Below are 21,131 nucleotides of genomic sequence, written 5' to 3'. Positions count from 1 at the left end.
GGCAGGGCGCTGTGATGAAATGGCGCCTCACTCCCCAGCGGCCTGCTACCTTCCTCGTGCTTCCACGTTCCCACCGCCATCTGTTGATGTTGCCGTTGATCATCCTGGTCACCAGTGCCCTGGGGGTGCTGGGCTATTGGATCAGCGACCAGTACGGCCTTCGCTCGCTCAGTGAGTCTGGTGCGCGACAGATGGAGCTCAACGCCCGCGCGCTTGAGATCGAACTGAACCAGTATCGCTACCTGCCCAGTGTTCTGGAGCTGGAAACCAGCGTCTCCGACCTACTGGCCTGGCCCGACGGCGGCCGCCGCGGCGCGGTGAACACCTACCTCGAAGGCCTGCAGCGACGCAGCGGGGCCCGGGTTATTTACGTGCTCGACCCCACCGGCCGAGTGCAGGCCACCAGCAACTGGCGCGACACCGACAGCTTCCTGGGCGAAGACTTGTCGTTCCGCCCCTATTTCAAGGATGCCATCCGCGGGCAGACCGGCCGCTACTACGGCATCGGCACCACCACCGGCGAGCCGGGCTATTACCTGGCCCACGGCCTTGAGGACCACGGGCGGATCATCGGGGTGGCTGTGATCAAGGTGCGCCTGGAGGCCATGGAGGAACGCTGGAAGCGCGCTCGGCTGGAGGCCTTCGTCAGCGACGAGAACGGCATCATCATTCTCTCCAGCGACCCGGCGCGGCGGCTGAAGTCGATCTACCCGCTCAACGAAGTGATCCTCGAGCGCCTGGCGCGCAGCCTGCAATATTACTGGTACCGCCTCACCGAGCTGGAGCCCGTGGAGCGCGAGACGCTGGCCCAGGGGGTGGAACGCCTTTCCCTGGTGCAGACCGACGACAGCGGCAACGCCAGCGCAGTGGCCTACCTGGCACAAAGCCGGGTGCTGCCCGACACCCAGTGGCGCTTCACCCTGCTTACGCCACTGCGGGAGCAGCGCCACGAAGCGATGATCATGGGCACCCTGGTGGGCGTGGCTTTCGCGCTGATGGCTTTTCTGTTCATTGCCTGGAAAGAACGGCGCAAGGTGCTAGCCACGCGATTGGCAGCGCGAGAGGCGCTTGAGGAGGCCAACAACCTGCTCGAAAAACGAATCGCAGAGCGCACGGCCGACCTGCGCGCAAGCAATGAACGCCTGCGCGCGCAGATCCGCGAACGTCGCCACGCTGAAGAGACCCTGCGCCAGGCGCAGGATGAACTGGTGCGTGCGGGCAAGCTCGCAGCCATCGGGCAGATGTCTACCAGCATCGCCCACGAGCTCAACCAGCCCCTGGCGGCACTGCGCACGCTCTCCGGCAATACCGTTCGGTTTCTCGAACGAGGCGCGCTGGACGTTGCCAGCACCAACCTTCGCACCATCAACGACCTGGTCGACCGGATGGGGCGCATCACCGCGAGCCTGCGTGCCTTCGCGCGGCGCGGCGACGATCATGGCCAGGCCAGCGTCGGCAGCGCTCTGGATGCCGCGCTGCAGGTGCTCGACACCCGCCTGGTGGGCGTGCAAGTGGCCCGCCAGGTGGCGGATGCACGGGTCGGCATCGACCAGACCCGCCTGGAGCAGGTGCTGGGCAACCTGATCGGCAACGCCCTTGACGCGATGGCGGGTGTCGACGCCCCCTGCCTTACCCTGCACGGCCAGGCGCTGGGCGAGCACTACTGCCTGCGCGTGCAAGACAACGGCCATGGCGTGGATGAAGCCACCCGCCAGCACCTGTTCGAACCGTTCTTCACCACAAAACCGGGCGAACAAGGCCTTGGTCTGGGCCTGACCCTCTCTGCCAGCCTGGCCGCAGCAGCCGGCGGCGAGCTGGCCCTTGCCGCCGACCCGGGCCCGGGCGCCACGTTCGTCCTGCGGATTCCTTTGCTGCCCTTCCCCACCCTTGCGAGACCCTCGCCATGAATACCCCCTTGAGCGTTTTGATTGTCGAGGATGACCCCCATGTGTTGTTGGGCTGCCAGCAGGCATTGGCACTGGAAGACATTGCCTGCGAAGGCGTGAGCAGCGCCGAGCAGGCTCTGGCGCGGGTAGGCAGCGATTTCGCTGGCATCGTGGTCAGCGACATCCGCCTGCCTGGCATGGACGGCATGGCCCTGCTGGCCGAGCTCAGGGCTCGCGACCCCAGCCTGCCGGTGGTGCTGATCACCGGCCACGGCGACATCTCCATGGCCGTTGGCGCGATGCGCCAAGGTGCCTATGACTTCATGGAAAAGCCCTTCTCCCCTGAGCGCCTGGTAGATGTGGTCCGTCGCGCCTTGGAGCATCGCGGCCTGGCGCGCGAAGTGCACCATTTGAAAAAACAGCTGGCCGGGCGGGGCGCGCTGGAGCAGCGCATCATTGGCCGCTCACCGGCCATGCAGGCAGTGCGCGAGCTGATTGCCAATGTCGCCGACACCGCGGCCAATGTATTGATCGAAGGCGAAACGGGTACCGGCAAGGAGTTGATCGCCCGTTGCCTGCACGATTTCAGCCGGCGCCAGAGCGAGCCGTTCGTTGCGCTCAACTGCGGCGGCCTGCCTGAGAGCCTGTTCGAGAGCGAGATCTTCGGGCATGAAGCCAATGCTTTCACTGGTGCCGGCAAGCGCCGTATCGGCAAAGTCGAGCACGCCAACGGGGGCACCTTGTTTCTCGATGAGGTCGAGAGCATGCCGCTGAACCTGCAGATCAAGATGTTGCGGGTGCTTCAGGAGCGCCAGGTCGAGCGTCTGGGCTCGAACCAGCCGGTCGAGGTCGATTGCCGTGTCATCGCGGCTACCAAGGCCGACCTCGACGCTTTGGGCCGTGAAGGTGGGTTCCGCAGCGATTTCTACTACCGCCTGAATGTTGTCACGCTGGAGCTGCCTCCACTGCGCGAGCGCCGCGAGGATATCCTTCAGCTGTTCGAGTACTTTCTGCAGCAGGCGGCGCTGCGCTTCGACCGCCCCGCCCCTGAGCTGGACAGCCACACCGTCTCCAAGCTGATGAGCCATGACTGGCCGGGCAATGTGCGCGAGCTGCGCAACGTGGCCGAGCGCTTCGCCCTGAGCCTGCCCGCATTCAAACAGGGCAGCGGGCTAAGCCAGGGATTGAGTTTTTCCGAAGCGGTCGAAGCCTTCGAACGCAACTTGCTCACCGACGCATTGGCGCGCACCGGCGGTAACCTCAGCCAGGCCAGCCAGGAGCTGGGCATGGCCAAAACCACGCTGTTCGACAAAGTGAAGAAATACGGGCTTAACGGGTAGTTATCTACGGCTTCGCAAATGATCGGGCGCGCTTGAATACGTGCACCTTTCACTACGGAGCCCTCATCATGACCCAAGCGGCCGATCACGCACCCCTGCTGGAGCTTTCTGGCGCCTCCACCGATTTCGAAGACCACCTGCCCTCACTGGCCGAAGCCGACGCTCAAAGGGCGCTGGCTTTGGCTTGCCTGGTCAAGTCCAACGAGACCTTCGAGCAGTTGCTCGACCACCATCTGGAATTGGAGAAAATCAGGCAGGCCAGCCTGGCGCTAAGCGGGCCGCTGCTCGAATCCGTCACGCGGGATCGACACAGCAGCCTGGAGGCACTAGAACCACTGGCGCGGCTGAACCTGAGCGCGCTTGCAATGGAGGCGCGGATACAGGCTGCACTGGGTGTGCTCAATGAGTCCGAGTTGGAACTGGTCACCGTCGTCAGCGACCACTCGATCAAGGCCGAGCAGATACCGCCCCGCTATCAGTTGGCGCAGCTTGTGATCGATCAAGCAGAGCACCCGCTGCCGGGGCCCGTGCTGATGACCGAGCGCCTCGCACTGGCTGAGCCCGGCCAGCCCGCCACGACGCTGCTGGCATGGCATCGGCTACCCGGAGGCTTGAAACGCTACGTTTCACCCAAAGAGGCCTATGAGCATGTGGCGTTGCTGCTGGGGCTTGAGCCTCAGGACTCGATCATTGCGCGCCCTGCTCCGGAGCATTCCTTTGCCGCCGCCCTGCTGGCCACGATCGAAAGTGCAGTAAACGCCGCCGAGGAAGCCGAACCCCTGGATGCCGTGCGCTTGGAACTGGTGGATGCCTTGACCCCTACCCCTCATTGGCCGCGCGACCATGCATTGGCACAGGTGCTGGCCAGCCAAGGCTTGCTTGCGATCGGCGATGTGAACCTTGACTGGCTACAGCGGCTGAGCAACGAACAACGTCACGCCCTGATCAACGACCTGGCCGAGCACTGCCAGGCTCACGAGGAGGCCCGCTTGCATCAGCAAGGGCACCTGCCTTCACGCTTGAGTTGGGTGCAGGATCAAGTGGTACGCCAGCTTCAGGCCGACTTCGCAATCGAAGGCCGCTGCCAGGTAACGCTCGACCTGCCGGCACGGCTTGAGCTTCGGCGCCTGCCGCACGCTGGCGCCCCCCGGCAGATCCCGGCCTTCGAAACGGTGCCCAGCGTCGAGCGTGAGCAGGTTGATCTTGGGCAGTTCCTGTTGCACAACATCAATACTTCGGTGGACAGCGAGCTGGACAGGCGCCTGGATTTTCTCACTGTGCAGGTGGAAGCGGAGCTTCCTGCCAGCGCCGCCCGTGTCCGTGCAGGCATCGACAGCCAGTGGCTCAAACGCACTGCGCAATCCCTGAACCTGGCCCAGGGATACGAAAACGTACTGAGCCACTATTTCTTCCCCTCCCCTGAGCATGCCGATGAACGCAGGGCTGTGTTGCGCCGGCCCTTCGAAACGGCATTGCGGGTACTGGCTAGGGCGGCCGAAGTGCTGGGCCTGGTCGATAGCACCGCACAGGCCATGTTGGCACGCGCAGTGGGAGCCCACACCCCAGAGCAGTGGGGGTCCATACGCTTGCAGTCGGTGCGCCTGGCGATCTTCAATCAAGAGGTCCATACCGCAGGTGCACAGCTCGAAAGCGTCATGCTGATCGTCGACATTGAGCAGCCATGCGTGCTGCTGTATCTGCCGTACTCCCCGCGCGCCACCTTGACCCAGCACGCGGGCGTGAGCGAAGCGCTCGAGCACCTGGCCGACCTATGCCTTGACCCCAAAATCCGCGACTACGTTGCCCAGCGGGCCATCGAAGGCGACCCCACTTGGCTGGCCGCCCGGATCAGCCAAGCCCTGCAGAGTGGTTTCTATCACCTGTTCGAGAGCGTGGCCAATTGGCCGTTGGAGCGTTCGATGGCCCAGCAGCTGCTCAATGAGCACGCCGGTGTGTACCTGCGCAGGCACCGTGAGACAGCCCGCAGCAACGCCGACCTCCTGGGCTTGCAAACCGACCTGTCGCGCCAACAGGTAGTCAACGGCATCACGATTGCACTGGGCCTCGTGCCAGGGATCAGCACCTTGGTCGACATCGGTGAAGGGCTGTATGGGTTGTACAAGGCTACCCGCCACTTCGAGCTGGGGGCGAGCGATGATGGGCTGCTGGAAGTCCAGATGGCCCTGATGGCTTTGTTGGGCGCGGCCATAGATCTGTTACCCACCGGTGCTGTGTTGTCCACCAAGGCTAACCTTGCCGTAGCTCGGGCCGGCCACCCTGCCAGCCTGGCCAGGGCCAACTTGCAGCGCCTGGCGGCCCACCGGTTGCGCCTGGACCGCCCTTTCGAGGGCTATGCCACAGAGCACAGCCTCGAGGGCGTGACGGTGGGCACCCAGGGCCGCTTCAGGCAGGTTTATCAACATGAAGGCAATCACTGGATCTTGCGCAACGGCCAGGTCTACCAAGTGCAGTGGGATGCAACGCTCCAAACCTGGCGCCTGCGCAGGCCCGGCAGGGCCTTTGCAGAACAGCCCGTGGCACTCAGCCCTGACGGCAACTGGGAGACTCACGGCAACCTGTTCGGGCGGCTCATACAGCATGGTGGCCAGGGTGGAGGGAACGTGCTGCAAAGGGCGGCCGAAGCGGCTCATGGTCGCGTTCCGTTGTGGCTGCGCCGTTATCTGCCCCGGCGGGTGCTGTTGCAGATCGAGACCCGGCAGCAGCATGTCGCTCGGCTATCAGAGCAAGTGATGCGGATATTCGACGAGGTCGCTCCGGTCATGCGCAGGGCTCATAGTGAAGAAATCAACCCGTCGGAATTCCACTCGACGATGGCGTTGCTGAAACAACAGGAAGCGCTCTACGACGAACTCTGGGCCGCCTTGCAGGAAATGACGCCACGCCAACGAACGCAACTGTTTGTCAACCCAGAAAAAACGGTGGCCGGCTGCGCGCACTTCAGGTTCTTCTGCAAGTGGCAGCAGCGCAACCTCTGCATGGCACGCTACCGCGCTGCCGATCAGGCATTGGAACAAGCCCAGCGAGCCAGTGAACAGTTCGCGCTGCGTTTGAAACAGGCAATCGATTCTGCCGTCGATGAAGGTGCCACCTTCTCTGCCCTGAAGGACTTCCTGGACAGCCGCGCGCGGCTGAGGCCTTTGGATGCTCGGCTGCTGGTGGAAACCGATGAAATGCTCACCGCCCTCAACGCCGCCCGTGAGGCACGGCCTGTTGTAAAGCCGCAGCACATACGCGTGCTGGGCGAGCAAACCGCCGCCACCTATGAACACATCGACCAAGCGCTGGCGCTCTGGAGTTTCGAGCGTGGCGAAGGCCTGCGCTTCGATGTGCTGACACGCCTGTTCATGCGCAACGGCCAGACTCCGGAATGGGTGCGAGTGGTCAACAATTACCAGCGCTCGGTCGATATCGTGCAGCGCGCCCTGGACATTGATGTCTCCCTGCGTAACAGCTCGCTGAGCAAGGAGCAACGAGCAGCAGTGATCCACGACTTGCATACGCGCCTGGACACATTCAAGGCCACCCTGAACGGAATCGCCGCCGTTCACCCGGAAATGATCGACAAGCGCGTTCACGAACGCCTGCTCGAGATGATCCGTGCCATGAAGCAACGCCGCACCGCTACTCCAGCCTATCCCGCTGCAACCTCATCAGGCCGCCCGGCCGGCCAACATCCACTGCGCCCGTTCCAGGATGATCAAGGCCAATGGTATCTGGGCCATCGCGAAGGCGAGGAGCTGGTCGTCACTCGCTTGGGCGGCACTCAGGAACGCTGGGTTCCAGCGCCTCGAACCGATCGCTATCGCCTGGGCGCCTCTGCGCCTGAACCTTTAAGGCCAATAGCCGCCCCCGTCAACGCCACCCAGGTGCGCACCCACGCTCGCATGGCACTGGAAAAAGCTCGCGATGCGGTCAGCCGGGCCGAGCGAGCCAGTGGGTCGTCTTCAATCACCGGTGCCGACCTGCAGAGCATGCTGGACATAGAGGCCGACCGCCTCGACGACTATGCCCGCCAGTTGATCCGTTTCGATGATCAAGAGGCCGGTACCCTGCGTCAGCGCTTGCTGGACCATGCCGGGGAGCTGCGCCGCCAGGGCCACATGTTGCGGGTGAGGTTCAGCAAGGCCCCCGAAGCGCCCAGCGCCTCCAAGCTGGCGTATCTGCTGGACCAGAATCAGGTCCGCATCGAGCGCGTCGGCCCCCGCCGTACACTGCGAGGCTCCGATGGGGTGGGCTACATGGACGAATTCAGCATCATCGATAACGAGAATGGCGCGGTGCTGTGGTATGCGCATGTTCATTACCCTCATAGCAATTCGCGCCTGATCAACTTCAGCAAGGCCCATCTGAAGACCGTGGTGCAACGCCACCTCGGGTTGAACTGGCAACTGAGCCAGGGTGAAAACGCACCCGCCATCCTGCGTGCAGACCTGGACATTACCTTCATGTACCGCTACCAGGCACGTTTCGACGCCTGACCTGCGGCTGTGGCCCCCAGCCTTACAGAGGCCGGGGCCACGCTTCACCCTACCCCCCAGCGGCGCGTATCATGAGCGAAATTCAACATGCCTGACATGTTGCTACCTTCTGTCTCATGGACCGCCCATGCTCGAAATCCGCCACCTCAAAACCTTGCATGCCCTGCGCGAAGCCGACAGCCTGGTGGAAGCCGCCGAGCGCTTGCACCTGACTCAATCGGCCCTCTCACATCAGTTCAAAGAGCTTGAAGAGCGCCTGGGCATGGCGCTGTTCATCCGCAAGACAAAACCCGTGCGTTTCACCAGTGCCGGGCTGCGCCTGCTACAACTGGCCGACGCCACCCTGCCGCTGATGCGCGGCGCCGAGCGTGACCTGGCACGCCTGGCCGGCGGCACGGCGGGGCGCCTGCACATGGCCATCGAGTGCCATAGTTGTTTTCAGTGGTTAATGCCCACCATTGATCAATTCCGCGACGCCTGGCCTGAAGTGGAGCTGGACCTGGCCTCCGGCTTCGCCTTCGCCCCCCTGCCGGCGCTCGCCCGCGGCGACCTTGACCTGGTGGTGACTTCCGACCCTCTGGAGCTGTCCGGTATCACCTACGTGCCGCTGTTCACCTACGAAGCCATGCTGGCCGTTGCCAACCAGCACCCACTGGCCAACAAGCCTTTCATCGTGCCGGACGACCTGCGCGATCAGACGCTGATCACTTACCCTGTGGAGCGCGAGCGGCTGGACATTTTCACCCGCTTCCTGGAGCCGGCCGACATCGAGCCGGCCGCAGTGCGCACCGCCGAGCTGACGGTGATGATGATGCAACTGGTTGCCAGCGGCCGCGGGGTGTGCGGCATGCCGCACTGGGCGTTGCACGAATACAGCGCCCGGGGCTATGTGCGCGGCAAGCGGCTGGGGGAGAAAGGCCTGTTTGCCACACTCTACGCCGGCGTGCGCAGCGACATGCTCGAGGCGCCGTTCATGCGCGACTTTCTGCTGACCGCCAAAGACACCTCCTTCGCCACCCTTGACGGTGTCAGTGCCGCTAGGCAGGCATGAAACGCGGGAAGATCTGATCGCGCGAAAGGGGGGCCACCTGTAGCCCGTCTGGGCTGGTCACCCAGCGCGCCTCTTCGATTTCCGCAGCAGGCTCGACGGCCTGTTCGGTGCGCACCTCGAACAATTCGCAGCACACCTCGAAGCCCGGCTCATTGGCTGCCGGCCCACGGAACTGGCCCAGCGGCCGTGCCTGGGCCGGGTCGATCCGCAGTTGCAACTCTTCTTCCAGCTCACGCACCAGCGCCTGCAGCGGGGTTTCTCCCGCATCGATCTTGCCGCCAGGCTGCATGAAAATCGAGCTACCGCGCTTGCGCACCAGCAAGGAGCGGCCCTGGGCGTCCAGCAACAGCGCCGCGGCAATATAAATGGTCTTGGGCATCGGAACCTCGCAGGCAAAGCGCGCAGCTTAGCGCCAGACGAACGTACTTGCATCCGCAGCGGGGGGGCCGCATAACAGGGTCATGAATTCACTCACCGAGCTTGCTCCCGCCCTCGACCGCCTGCACCCGGCCGTCAGCGCCTGGTTCGCACGCACCTTCGGCCAGCCGACCGAGGCGCAGGCGCTCGCCTGGCCGCTCATCCAGGCCGGCGAGTCCACGCTGGTGGCTGCGCCCACCGGCTCGGGTAAAACCCTCACTGCATTCCTGGCGGTGATCGACGAACTGGTGCGCCAGGGGCTGGCCGGCGAGTTACCCGACACAACGTTGGTGGTATACGTCTCTCCGCTCAAGGCGCTGTCCAACGATATCCAGATCAACCTGCAACGGCCCTTGGCCGGTATCGCCGAGCAGCTAGGTGCGCTCGGCGCGGCGATGCCGACCCTGCGCACTGCTGTCCGCACCGGTGACACCCCCCAGAAAGACCGAGCGCGCATGCGCCGGGAGGCGCCCCATATCCTGGTCACCACACCGGAGTCGCTGTATGTCTTGCTGGGCTCGGCCAGCGGGCGTGGCATGCTCGGCCAGGTGCACACCGTCATCGTCGATGAGATCCATGCCGTGGCCGCCAGCAAACGCGGCGCTCACCTGGCGCTGACGCTCGAGCGGCTGCAGGCCCTGAGCGGTCGGGCGCTGCGGCGTATTGGCCTGTCGGCCACGCAAAAGCCAATTGAACGGGTAGCGCACCTGCTGGCTGGCGATGGCCGGCCATGCCAAATCGTCGACATCGGCCATGCCCGGCCGCGGGACCTCGCACTTGAGCTGCCGCCGGTACCCCTGGGTGCGGTAATGGCCAACGATGTCTGGGAGCTGATCTATCAGCGGCTGGCCGACCTTGCACGAGCGCACCGCACCACCTTGGTGTTCGTCAATACCCGTCGCCTGGCCGAGCGGCTGGCCAGGCACCTGTCTGACCGGCTCGGCCAGGGCGCGGTCGCTGCGCACCATGGCAGCCTGGCCCGCGAGCAGCGGCTGAGCGCCGAGCAACGCCTGAAAGCCGGCGAGCTGCAGGTGCTCGTCGCCACGGCCTCACTGGAACTGGGCATCGACATCGGCGAGGTCGACCTGGTCTGCCAAGTCGCCTCTCCCGGTTCGATCGCAGCTTTTCTGCAGCGAGTGGGCCGTTCCGGCCACTTCGTCGGCGGCACGCCCAAGGGCCGGCTGTTCCCTACCTCGCGGGACGACCTGATCGAGTGCGTAGCCTTGCTCGATTGTGTAAGGCGCGGTGAGCTGGACGAATTGAAGGTCAGCCACGCCCCGTTGGACGTGCTGGCGCAGCAGATCGTCGCGGAGGTCAGCAGCCAGGAGTGGCACGAACAGGCGCTGTTCGACTGCTTGCGCAGAGCCATGCCCTACCGCGACCTTGACCACGCCCAGTACCAGGCGCTGCTGAACACCTTGACCGGTGGTTACGCCAGTGCCCAGGGCCTGCGCAGCGCCTACCTGCACCGCGATGCGGTCAACGGCACCCTCAGGGGGCGTCGCGGTAGCCAGCTCACCGCAGTGACCAGCGGCGGCACCATCCCGGACAACGCCGACTACAGCGTGGTGCTCGAGCCCCAGGGGCTGAACATTGGCACGGTCAACGAAGACTTCGCAGTGGAGAGCATCGCCGGTGATGTGTTTCAGCTCGGCAACACCCCTTATCGCATCCTACGGGTAGAAAGTGGCCGGGTGCGGGTGGAGGACGCCAAAGGGCAGGCACCGAACATCCCGTTCTGGCTTGGCGAGGCACCTGGGCGCAGCGACGAGCTTTCGGCTTCGGTGGGGCGGTTGCAGGCCGACATCGACCTGCGCTTGCAGGCGGCCCATGGTGAACTTGGGCCCGTGCTGGAGTGGTTGCAGCAAGACAAAGGCCTGGCGGCAGACAGCGCCGAGCAGCTATTGGACTATCTGGCCCGCACGCGCCAGGCACTGAGCGCGCTGCCGTCGCAGCATACGCTGGTGATGGAGCGATTCTTCGATGAATCCGGCGCTACCCAGTTGATCATCCACAGCCCGTTCGGTAGCCGGGTCAACCGCGCCTGGGGCCTGGCGCTGCGCAAGCGCTTTTGCCGCGCGTTCAATTTCGAACTGCAAGCGGCGGCCAGTGAAGATGCGATTGTGTTGTCGCTGTCGACCAGTCATAGCTTCGAGCTGGCCGAGGTGTGGCGGTACCTGAACAGCCAGAGTGCCGAACACATCCTCATCCAGGCAGTGCTCGAAGCGCCGCTGTTCGGCGTGCGCTGGCGCTGGAACGCTTCAACCGCGCTCGCACTGCCGCGCTACAGCGGTGGGCGCAAAGTGGCGCCCCAGCTGCAGCGCATGAAAAGCGAAGACCTCATCGCCCAAGTGTTCCCCGACCAGATCGCCTGCCTTGAAAACCTGGCCGGCGAGCGCGAAGTGCCCGACCACCCCCTGGTGAACCAGACCCTTGATGACTGCCTGCACGAGGCCCTGGATGCCGAGAGCTGGCTGGCGTTGTTGCGGCGCATTGAGCAAGGCCAGGTGCGGCTGGTGTGCCGCGATCTGCCCGCCCCCTCTCCCTTGGCTGCTGCCATCCTCAACGCGCGGCCCTACGCCTTTCTCGACGATGCCCCGGTAGAAGAGCGGCGCACACAGGCAGTGCTGGCCAGGCGCTGGAGCGACCCACAGAGCGCCGACGACCTGGGCCTGCTCGATGCCGAGGCCATCGAGGCGGTGGCTGCCGAGGCCTGGCCGGCGCCGCGCAATACCGATGAAATGCACGAGGCGCTGATGAGCCTGGGCGCGGTGACGCAGGCCGAAGCGGGTGCCCATGCGCAATGGGCAACCTGGCTGAAGGCCCTGGCCACGCAAGGCCGTGCGGCTCGGATGGACTTCACCGATGGGCACGGCTTGTGGTTTGCGACGGAGCACCTGATGGCCATGCGCGCGGTGTACCCACAGGTGCCGGTCGCATCACACCTGAACGCGCCGCCTGGTTTCGACCAACCCGAGGACCCCGACCACGCGTTGCTTGAGCTGGTGCGTGGCCGCCTTGGCGGTGCCGGCCCTTTGCGGCTGGAGGAACTGGCCGAGCCGTTGCGGGTGCCAGGCAATCACCTCGAACAAGCCCTGGCGCGGCTGGAAACCGAGGGCTATGTGCTGCGGGGCCAGTTCCGCCCCGGCATACCACACACCCAGTGGTGCGAGCGCCACCTGCTGGCGCGCATCCACCGCTACACCGTCAAGCGCCTGCGCCGTGAGATCGAGCCGGTCAGCCTGCAGACCTTCATGCGCTTTGCCTTCCAGTGGCAACACCTGGCGCCCGCCAGCCGCCTGCAAGGCGCCCAAGCCCTGGGGGAGGTGTTGGCCTTGCTGGAAGGCTACAGCGCTGCCGCTGGGGGCTGGGAACAGGAATTGCTAGCGCCGCGCCTGAAGGGCTACAGCGGTACCTGGTTGGACGAAGCCTGTCGCCAGGGCCGGGCCGCTTGGTTACGGCCCGGGGCGGCCGGCAAGGCAGGCACCACCCTGCGTGGCTCGGCCATCCTCCTGCTGCCACGGGCGCAAGCGGGCTTCTGGCGGGCCCTGAGTGCCAGCAGCGAGCCTGCTGAGCTGAGCGCTCGCACCGCGCGCGTGGTCGAGGCGCTCAGGGCCCAGGGCGCGCTGTTCTTCGACGAATTGCAGGGCGAGGCACGGCTGCTACCCACCGAGCTTGAAAATGCGCTTCAAGAAGCGGTTGCCACCGGGCAGGTCACAGCCGACAGCTTCGCCGGCCTGCGCGCGCTGATCACTCCGGCCGGCCGCCGCCAAGCCCGTAGCCCACGGCGTGGGCGCGGGGCCTACATCGGCGGCATGGACGATGCCGGGCGCTGGGCCCTGGTGCGCGCCCCAGCCAGCGACCTGAGCGAGGAAGAAAAAGCCGAAACCGTGGCCAGAACGCTGTTGCGCCGCTATGGCGTTGTGTTCTGGCGCCTATTGGAGCGAGAGGCGAGTTGGCTGCCCAGTTGGCGTGTGCTGCTGCGCACGCTGCATCGGCTCGAAGCGCGCGGCGAGATTCGCGGCGGGCGCTTCGTCGACGGCCTGGCCGGTGAGCAGTTCGCCTTGCCCGAGGCGATCCCATTGCTGCGCCAGTTGCGCAAGCAGCCCGAAAGCGGGGAACTGGTGTGCATCAGCGCGCTGGACCCGCTGAACCAGGCCGGTACGCTGTTGCCGGGTATCAAGGTGCCCGCTGTGCCAGGCAACCGGTTGGTGTTTCGCGATGGGCTACTGGTGGCCACCCGCACGGCCGGCAAAGCACACTACCTGCAAGCCGAAGAGCCGGCCGTGCGTGATCTGTTGATCCGCGACGCTGGCCCCTGATGAAGATTACCCGCCGGTAGCAGGCGTCGGGCCGCCTTCTGCGGTATGGTTTTGATACTGGCGCCCCCGCTGATAAGGAATATCCATGAACCTGTCGTTACTGAGCCGTTATGCGTTCTTCGTCGGTTGCGTGCTGTTCACCCTCTTCACCCTGCCCTTCGCGCCGCACCATCAGTGGCTGTGGATCTTCACCCTGATCGCCGGAGCACTCAGCCTGCTGGGGCTGTTCGACCTGCTGCAGAGCCGCCACGCCGTGCGCCGTAACTACCCGATCCTGGGCAACATCCGCTACCTGATCGAAGGCATTCGCCCCGAGATCCGCCAGTACCTGCTCGAAGCCGACGAAGAGGCGACCCCGTTCTCCCGCGCCCAGCGCGCGCTGGTGTATTCCCGCGCCAAGAACGAAGCCTCCGACAAACCCTTCGGCACCTTGATGAACGTCTACCAGACCGGCTACGAATTCATCAGCCACTCGATGCGCCCGGCACCGATGAGCGACCCGGAGAGCTTTCGCGTGCGCATCGGCGGCCCGCAGTGCACCCAACCTTACTTGGCCTCGGTGTTCAATATCTCGGCGATGAGCTTCGGCTCTCTCAGCGCCAACGCCATTCGTGCGCTGAACAAAGGCGCCAAACTGGGCAATTTCTACCACGACACAGGCGAAGGCAGCATCAGCCCCTATCACCGTGAAGCCGGCGGCGACCTGACCTGGGAGCTGGGCAGCGGCTACTTTGGCTGCCGAGCCGATGACGGCCGCTTCGACCCGGCCAAGTTCGCCGAACAGGCGTGCTCGCCTCAGGTCAAGATGATCGAAATCAAGCTGTCGCAGGGCGCCAAGCCTGGCCATGGCGGCATCCTCCCCAAGCACAAGATCACCCAGGAAATCGCCCGCACCCGGGGCGTACCAATGGATCAGGATTGCGTGTCGCCGTCGCGGCACAGTGCCTTCGATACTCCGCTGGAGCTCATGCACTTCATCGCCAGGCTCCGTGAGCTTTCCGGCGGCAAGCCGGTGGGCTTCAAGCTGTGCCTGGGCCACCCGTGGGAATTCATGGGTATCGCCAAGGCCATGCTGGAAACCGGCATTCTGCCGGACTTCATCGTGGTCGATGGTGCCGAGGGCGGCACCGGTGCGGCACCGGTGGAATTCACCGACCACCTGGGTGTGCCAATGCGCGAGGGCTTGCTGTTCGTGCACAACACCCTGGTGGGCATCGGCCTGCGCGATAAGATCAAGCTGGGCGCCAGCGGCAAGGTGATCAGCGCCTTCGACCTGGCTAGCGTGATGGCCATTGGGGCGGATTGGGCCAACTCGGCGCGGGGTTTCATGTTCGCGATCGGTTGCATCCAATCGCAAAGCTGCCACACCAACAAATGCCCCACCGGCGTGGCGACACAAGACCTGCTACGCCAGCGCGCCCTGGTCGTGCCAGACAAAGCCCAGCGGGTTTACAACTTCCACCGCAGCACCCTCAAGGCCCTGGCCGAAATGCTCGCCGCCGCCGGCCTCACACACCCTTCACAGCTCACTGCCAAGCATCTGGTTCGGCGCATGAGCGCAACCGAGGTGAAGCTGTTTTCGCAGATGCACGTGTTTCTGAAACCGGGCGAACTGCTCAGTGGCGAGGTGAATGGGGAGTTCTACGCTCGCATGTGGGCAATTGCCAGGGCTTCGAGCTTCGAAGGGGCTTCGGTGGATGAGGCGGTCGCCTGAGGCCGCTTTCGGCATCCAGCGATAAGGCCTTTTGCCACTATCCAAAAAGCGATACAATCCCCGCGCCCTGGTCGGGCGTTCGATAGTCAAGCAAGGAAGTGAAAATGCAATTGCTAAAAGCCCTGGGTGTCGTCTTGGCGCTTACCCTCAGCGGCTGCGCAAGCTTTACCCAAGACGAAGTCGCGCCCGTCACTCTGCCATCGATGAGCGGGTATACGAGCAAACCCAACGTTTACGTGGATTTCAATTTCTACCAAGGCGACCCTGCCGGGTCGGCCACCGAGTTGCCACAGGTGCGCGATGCACTCAAACCGGAACTCAAACGCACCCTCAGTAATTCCGAACTGTTTGGACGTATCGGTTTCGATGCCTTTGAAAAACAGCCAGGCGATACGCGCCTGCGGTTAAAGGTCTACAACCATGCGCCGAGCGGCGGGCAGGTAGCATTGGGCGCGCTCAGTGGATTGACCTTGGGCGTGATTCCCGCGATGGCCACCGATCAGTACACCATGACCCTGGAAACACTGGACGATCACGACCAACCCGTGAGCAAGGCGAGTAACCATGACGCCATCCACACTTGGATGGGTATCTGGTTCCTGCCTGCAATGGGCCATACCGTACAAGCTGCCTTCAACGACACGTTCGACCGGCAGGTCAATGCGCTGCTCAAGGATTGGGCGGCTCGCAATCAGGCTCGCTACGCAGGCACCGACATTCGCGCGAACAACCCGTGACCCCCGAGCAAGAGAGCCGCTGGCGTGGCTCCCTTGCTGACCAGTTACTTCAACGCTTTCAAAAATTGCGGGTCGCTGTACAGCGACCTGAGCAGCGACTGCAACATCGGATTGTAGTTGTTAGCGGCAACTGGAATTGCAATAGGCCCAAAGAAGCTGCTGCTCCACCGGCGCTCTACCTGTTTGGTAGTTTCGAACACTACCTGATCGCCTTGGCGCAGCACGAAATGGGCGGCCAATTCACCATCCCCTGTCGCCACGCCACTGTTCAACTGGCTCTTGATCAGCTGCACTTGCAATTGACGTGCGGCCTGAGGGTCCAGCAGCCCTGCCCGGCGGAGTTCATCGTTGATAGCTGCCTGGACATGCAGCGGGATGCTTCCGGCAGGCGACGAAATTGGGTTGAGCCGAACCAGCAATGACCCCTGCCCTGAATCGGCCTGCACCTGTGCCTCACGCATAGGTTGCATGGGTGCGTTCTGCTTGAGTATCTGGACGTTGTCGTAGGCGGGCTCGTAGCGAGCCATTGTTACACCGCAGCCCTGCAACAGCAGCGCGAAAAGTGCGAGGGGCATGTAAGGCTTTATCACAGCAGGTCCTTGCTTGGTTTAAGTGATGGCGTATTGTCGAAGGAAGGCATTATGCCATCAAGCGGGAACAACAGCCCATGCCTGCAAAGACCAGCAGCAAGTGGGCTGCGCAACGGCCATTCATCCCTGGCAGCACGCTGCCGGCGCACCGCCTGTAAACAATCTGTAACACGTAGCCCTTGCATCTGGATCCGTTACCGCTGATCCTCCCCGCCGCTGCGACACCGGCCGCTCAGCCTGATGACCAGCGGCGCGGAACCGCTCCAGCCCCCCAAGTCTCTACCTTCATATTTACCCGTATTCCCAAGGTGCCTGCCGATGAACAGCGGACGCGACCTACGCATCGACTTTTTCCGGGGCCTGGCCCTGATCTTCATCCTCTGGGATCACATTCCCCATAACCCTTTGGGTGAAGTCACGCTGCGCAATTTCGGGCTGTCGGACGCCGCCGAGATCTTCGTATTCCTGGCCGGTTATTCAGCGGTGCTGGCCTACGGCAAGCTGGCGCGGCGCGACGGTTTCACCGTTGCGACTGTGCGCATCCTGCGCCGCTGCTGGACGCTCTATGTGGCGCACATCTTTCTATTGGTGCTACTGATGGGGATCATGTTCTTCGCCAACGAACATGTCGAAACCCGTGACCTGGTACGGGAGATGGGCTTGACCTATTTCGTCGAGAACCCGCAGAGGGCGCTGGTCGACGAACTGCTGCTGCGCTTCAAACCTAACTTGATGGACCCGCTGCCGCTGTATGTGGCGCTGTTGTTCGGCCTGCCGGCGATGCTACCGCTGATCCTGCGCCTGCCGGCCCTGGCGCTGGCGGTGTCGCTGGGCCTTTATCTGCCGGCTACCCTGACCGGCTGGAACCTTTCAAATGAAGGCGGCGGCACGTGGTATTTCAACCCGTTCGCCTGGCAGCTGCTGTTCGTAATAGGCGGGCTGATGGCCGTGCGGCCCACAAGCGCCCCGCTGGCCCAGCCCAGGCCTCTGCTGCGCCAGCCGCTCTTTGTGCTGTGCCTGGGGTACCTCGCATTCTGCCTGCTGCTGGCGCTGAACTGGCGCTGGCCGGCGCTAGGCCTGCAGGCCATTTCCCCGGACATGCCGCTGATGAAATTCGGCCCGGGCAAAACCGACCTGGTACCGATGCGGTTGGGTAATTTCCTGGCGTTGGCTTATGTGACCGCCTGCCTGCTGCCGCGTGGTGGTGCCTGGTTGAACGCGCGACTCTGCCAACCGCTGTGCAGCATGGGCCGGCATTCGCTGGAGGTATTTTGTTTCAGCGTGCTACTGGCACCACTGGCCGATATCGCCAATGCGCTGTGCGACGATCACCCCATCGCGCAATACACCACTGCGGTGCTTGCCGTGGTGATGATGGTGGCGCTGGCCGCCTGGCTTGACCTCTACAAACGCCTGGGCACTGCCCGCCCCGCCCCGAAGCTGCCCGGGGCCGGCAGTGCCGCCGCTCGGCACCCCGTAGCCTGAGCCCGCCTAGGCGTTGCCGGCCTGCTTTAGCCGCGCTGCCTGGGTGAAGTCGAGCATGCGCGACAGCGGCCGCACGGCGTGGGGCACCAGTGCCGGGTCGACGAAGATTTCATTGGTGCCCTCGCGCAGGCATTGCAAGGTGCGCTGCAAGGTGTTCATGGCCATCCACGGGCAATGCGCGCAGCTGCGGCAGGCTGCACCGTTACCGGCAGTTGGCGCTTCGATGAAGGTTTTGCCCGGGCACAGCTGCTGCATCTTGTAGAAAATGCCGCGGTCGGTGGCCACGATGAAATGGCTGTTGGGCATGCGCTGCGCCGCAGCGATCAGCTGGCTGGTGGAGCCTACGGCGTCGGCCAGCGCCACCACCGACTCTGGCGATTCAGGGTGCACCAGCACGGCGGCATCCGGGTAAAGCGCCTTCATGTCTTCGAGTTGCCGAGACTTGAACTCTTCGTGAACGATACAGGCGCCGTCCCACAGCAGCATGTCGGCGCCGGTACGGTTCTGGATGAAACGGCCCAGGTGCTTGTCTGGGCCCCAGATCAACGTTTCGCCGTTGTCCATCAGGCTTTCGACGATCTCTAGTGCGCAGCTGGAGGTCACGACCCAGTCCGCTCGCGCTTTGACGGCAGCCGAGGTGTTGGCATAGACCACTACCGTGCGCTCCGGGTGCTGGTCGCAGAACGCGCTGAACGCTTCGACCGGGCAGCCAAGGTCGAGCGAGCAGGTAGCTTCGAGGGTGGGCATCAGCACGCGTTTTTCAGGGGTGAGGATCTTGGAGGTTTCCCCCATGAACCGCACCCCCGCGACCAGCACGGTGCTGGCCGGGTGCTCCCGGCCGAAGCGAGCCATCTCCAGCGAGTCGGCCACACAGCCGCCGGTTTCCTCAGCCAGTGCCTGAATGATCGGGTCACAGTAATAATGCGCTACCAGCACGGCATCACGAGCCTTGAGCTCGGCAGCGATGGCTTCGCGGTACCAGGCCTGTTCCTGTGGGCTCAGGGCTTGAGGCTGGCGAGCGTCCAGGTGAGCCTGGACCAGTAGGCGTTCGGAAATCTGCGTCATGGAAACGTGCACCTGCTGCATGGGGCGATGGCGGCTGTACACCCGCCGTGGCGGGACGGCCGCAGGCTACAGCGAAATGGCCCGATTCCAAAGTGGTTTTGAGGCCTTCGGTCGCCTGCCTGGTGCACACTTGCTGCCGGGCAGGCAGCAAGAGCGCCCAACCCGGCAAAGGGTGACGACCCTTGGTGATGTTCTGGCCCCACCCACACCACTCTGTCACCTTTGGAAATAATTCCCCAGATGCGGTTTTCCGCAGCCCCGTTAGCATCGGAAGCCCTATCTGCCAGAACAGGCCTTCATGAACACGCAGGAACCTCCCAGTCGCAGCGCATCAATACCCTCTACCCCTAATCGCCAGGAGGGCTGAGCACCATGGAATGGATCGCCGACCCCACGGCCTGGCTGGGCCTGCTGACACTGATCGTACTGGAGCTGGTGCTGGGTATCGACAACCTGGTATTCATCGCCATTCTGGCCGACAAACTGCCCCCTCACCAACGCGACCGCGCTCGGGTCATCGGCCTGTCGCTGGCGTTGATCATGCGCCTGGGCCTGCTGGCCAGCATTTCCTGGATGGTCACCCTTACCCGGCCACTGTTCGAGGTATTCGGCCAGGGCTTTTCGGGCCGTGACCTGATTCTGCTGTTCGGCGGTGTATTTCTGCTGTTCAAGGCCACCATGGAGCTGCACGAACGCCTCGAAGGCCACGCAGCCAGCCGGCAGGCCGGAGGCGGGTATGCCGCCTTCTGGCCCATCGTGGCGCAGATCGTGGTGCTCGATGCGGTGTTCTCGCTGGACGCTGTGATCACTGCGGTGGGCATGGTCGAGCACCTTGCGGTCATGATGATCGCGGTGATGGTCTCCATCGGGCTGATGATCGTCGCCAGCAAGCCGCTCACCCGGTTCGTCAACGCTCATCCCACGGTGATCATGCTGTGCCTGGGTTTCCTGCTGATGATCGGCTTCAGCCTGACCGCCGAGGGGCTGGGCTTTCACATTCCCAAGGGATACCTCTACGCAGCCATCGGCTTCTCGTTGCTGCTTGAAGGGTTCAACCAGCTGGCGCGGCACCGCCGCCGCAAGAGCCTGCGAGGCAACCAGCCCATGCGCGAGCGTACCGCCCATGCCGTACTGCGCCTGCTGGGTGGTAAACCGCTGGATGAAAGCGAGGTGGGCCAGGATGTGGCCGACCTGGTGAGCGAGCCGGCAGATACCGAGGGCGCGCCGATGTTCGGCCGCCGCGAGCGGGTGATGATCAGCGCCGTACTGCAGTTGGCCCAGCGGCCGATTCGTATGGCCATGACCCCGCGCACCGATGTCGCCAGCTTGAGTGTCGATACCCCCGCGCACCAGCTCAACGAGGTGCTGGCGAGCACTGTGCACTCACGGTTGGTGCTGATCGAGCCCGGCACGCCGGATGCCCCACTGGGCTACCTGCGCAAACAGGAGGTGCTCTGCGAATTGCTGGCTGGCCGCGAGCCCACCCTGCGGGCCCTCGCCCACCAACCCCTGCACCTGCTCGAAACATTCGACCTGCTCAACGCACTGGAGCAAATGCGCGCCCAATCTGCGCACATCGCTTTCGTGGTCAACGAATTCGGTGACTTCACCGGCCTGCTCACGTTGACCGACGTGCTGGAGGCCATTACTGGCGAACTGCCCGATGCAAGCGATCACAATGGCCCAGCGCTGGCAGGCGATGCCGATGGCTGGCTGGCCAGTGGTGCGCTAAGCCTTGCCTATTTGGCCGAACGCAGCGGCTTTTACGCGCCGCCCAGCGACGATTATCAGACCGTCGGCGGGTTGATGATGAGTCTGCTCGACCGGCTGCCGGTGGTCGGCGATCAGGTTGATTGCGGCCCGTGGCAGCTGAGCGTGCAGAGCGTCGAGGAACGGCGGGTCAAAACCGTTCGCCTGTGCAGGCGTGAGTGATCGCCCAAGCAGGCTCTGAGGCTATCCCGCAGGCGGTCCCGCGCGCATAATGGCCTAAAGCCAACTCCCGCGGCTCGCCCGGGTGGCTACTCT

12 protein-coding genes are annotated in these 21,131 nt (G+C 64.0%); 9 read left to right on the top strand and 3 right to left on the bottom strand.

From position 1 onward, the window contains the following. Positions 1–14: 14 nt before the first annotated feature. The 4 genes from F474_RS22035 to metR all read left to right on the top strand — a co-directional run bounded on the left by F474_RS22035 (position 15) and on the right by metR (position 8,776). A complete protein-coding gene (locus F474_RS22035; RefSeq protein WP_097089294.1) occupies positions 15–1,907 on the top strand; it encodes an ATP-binding protein in 1,893 nt (630 codons plus the stop codon). Next, positions 1,904–3,226, top strand: a complete 1,323-nt coding sequence (locus tag F474_RS22030; protein WP_097089297.1) for a sigma-54 dependent transcriptional regulator — start codon at positions 1,904–1,906, stop codon at positions 3,224–3,226. The genes F474_RS22035 and F474_RS22030 overlap by 4 nt, the downstream gene beginning before the upstream one ends. A 68-nt stretch (positions 3,227–3,294) precedes the next feature. Beyond that, positions 3,295–7,725, top strand: a complete 4,431-nt coding sequence (locus F474_RS22025) for a dermonecrotic toxin domain-containing protein (RefSeq protein WP_097089299.1) — start codon at positions 3,295–3,297, stop codon at positions 7,723–7,725. Between the two features lie 127 nt (positions 7,726–7,852). Continuing rightward, positions 7,853–8,776, top strand: coding sequence for a transcriptional regulator MetR (gene metR, locus F474_RS22020; protein WP_097089300.1), 924 nt, complete (start codon positions 7,853–7,855; stop codon positions 8,774–8,776). Here the strand turns inward: metR and F474_RS22015 are convergent. Next, a complete protein-coding gene (locus F474_RS22015; RefSeq protein ID WP_097089302.1) occupies positions 8,763–9,155 on the bottom strand; it encodes an NUDIX domain-containing protein in 393 nt (130 codons plus the stop codon). The genes metR and F474_RS22015 overlap by 14 nt on opposite strands. A gap of 82 nt (positions 9,156–9,237) precedes the next feature. Here F474_RS22015 and F474_RS22010 point away from each other — a divergent pair, with 82 nt between their 5' ends. The 3 genes from F474_RS22010 to F474_RS22000 all read left to right on the top strand — a co-directional run bounded on the left by F474_RS22010 (position 9,238) and on the right by F474_RS22000 (position 15,966). Then, positions 9,238–13,515, top strand: coding sequence for a DEAD/DEAH box helicase (locus tag F474_RS22010; RefSeq protein WP_097089305.1), 4,278 nt, complete (start codon positions 9,238–9,240; stop codon positions 13,513–13,515). A gap of 85 nt (positions 13,516–13,600) precedes the next feature. Continuing rightward, positions 13,601–15,229, top strand: a complete 1,629-nt coding sequence (locus F474_RS22005) for an FMN-binding glutamate synthase family protein (RefSeq protein WP_097089308.1) — start codon at positions 13,601–13,603, stop codon at positions 15,227–15,229. 104 nt (positions 15,230–15,333) lie between these two features. Beyond that, on the top strand, positions 15,334–15,966 hold the full coding sequence (locus F474_RS22000; protein WP_097089311.1) for a hypothetical protein: 633 nt from the start codon (positions 15,334–15,336) through the stop codon (positions 15,964–15,966). A 44-nt stretch (positions 15,967–16,010) separates the two neighbouring features. Here the strand turns inward: F474_RS22000 and F474_RS21995 are convergent, their stop codons facing one another. Continuing rightward, a complete protein-coding gene (locus F474_RS21995) occupies positions 16,011–16,541 on the bottom strand; it encodes a hypothetical protein (protein WP_097089314.1) in 531 nt (176 codons plus the stop codon). 333 nt (positions 16,542–16,874) lie between these two features. Here F474_RS21995 and F474_RS21990 point away from each other — a divergent pair, with 333 nt between their 5' ends. After that, on the top strand, positions 16,875–18,041 hold the full coding sequence (locus F474_RS21990) for an OpgC family protein (RefSeq protein WP_097089317.1): 1,167 nt from the start codon (positions 16,875–16,877) through the stop codon (positions 18,039–18,041). A gap of 6 nt (positions 18,042–18,047) precedes the next feature. On the opposite strand, the gene nadA is transcribed toward F474_RS21990, so the two are convergent. Then, entirely contained in the window at positions 18,048–19,106 is a 1,059-nt protein-coding gene (gene nadA, locus F474_RS21985) for a quinolinate synthase NadA (protein ID WP_097089319.1), read from the bottom strand. Positions 19,107–19,478: 372 nt separating this feature from the next. Between nadA and F474_RS21980 the strand changes: the two genes are divergently transcribed. Next, a complete protein-coding gene (locus F474_RS21980; RefSeq protein WP_097089321.1) occupies positions 19,479–21,038 on the top strand; it encodes a TerC family protein in 1,560 nt (519 codons plus the stop codon). Positions 21,039–21,131: the final 93 nt, after the last annotated feature.

Source organism: Pseudomonas sp. URIL14HWK12:I12, assembly GCF_003097135.1.
Taxonomy (GTDB): domain Bacteria; phylum Pseudomonadota; class Gammaproteobacteria; order Pseudomonadales; family Pseudomonadaceae; genus Aquipseudomonas.
The sequence above is the reverse complement of the archived record's forward strand: the minus strand, read 5'-3'. Positions and strand labels throughout refer to the sequence as shown.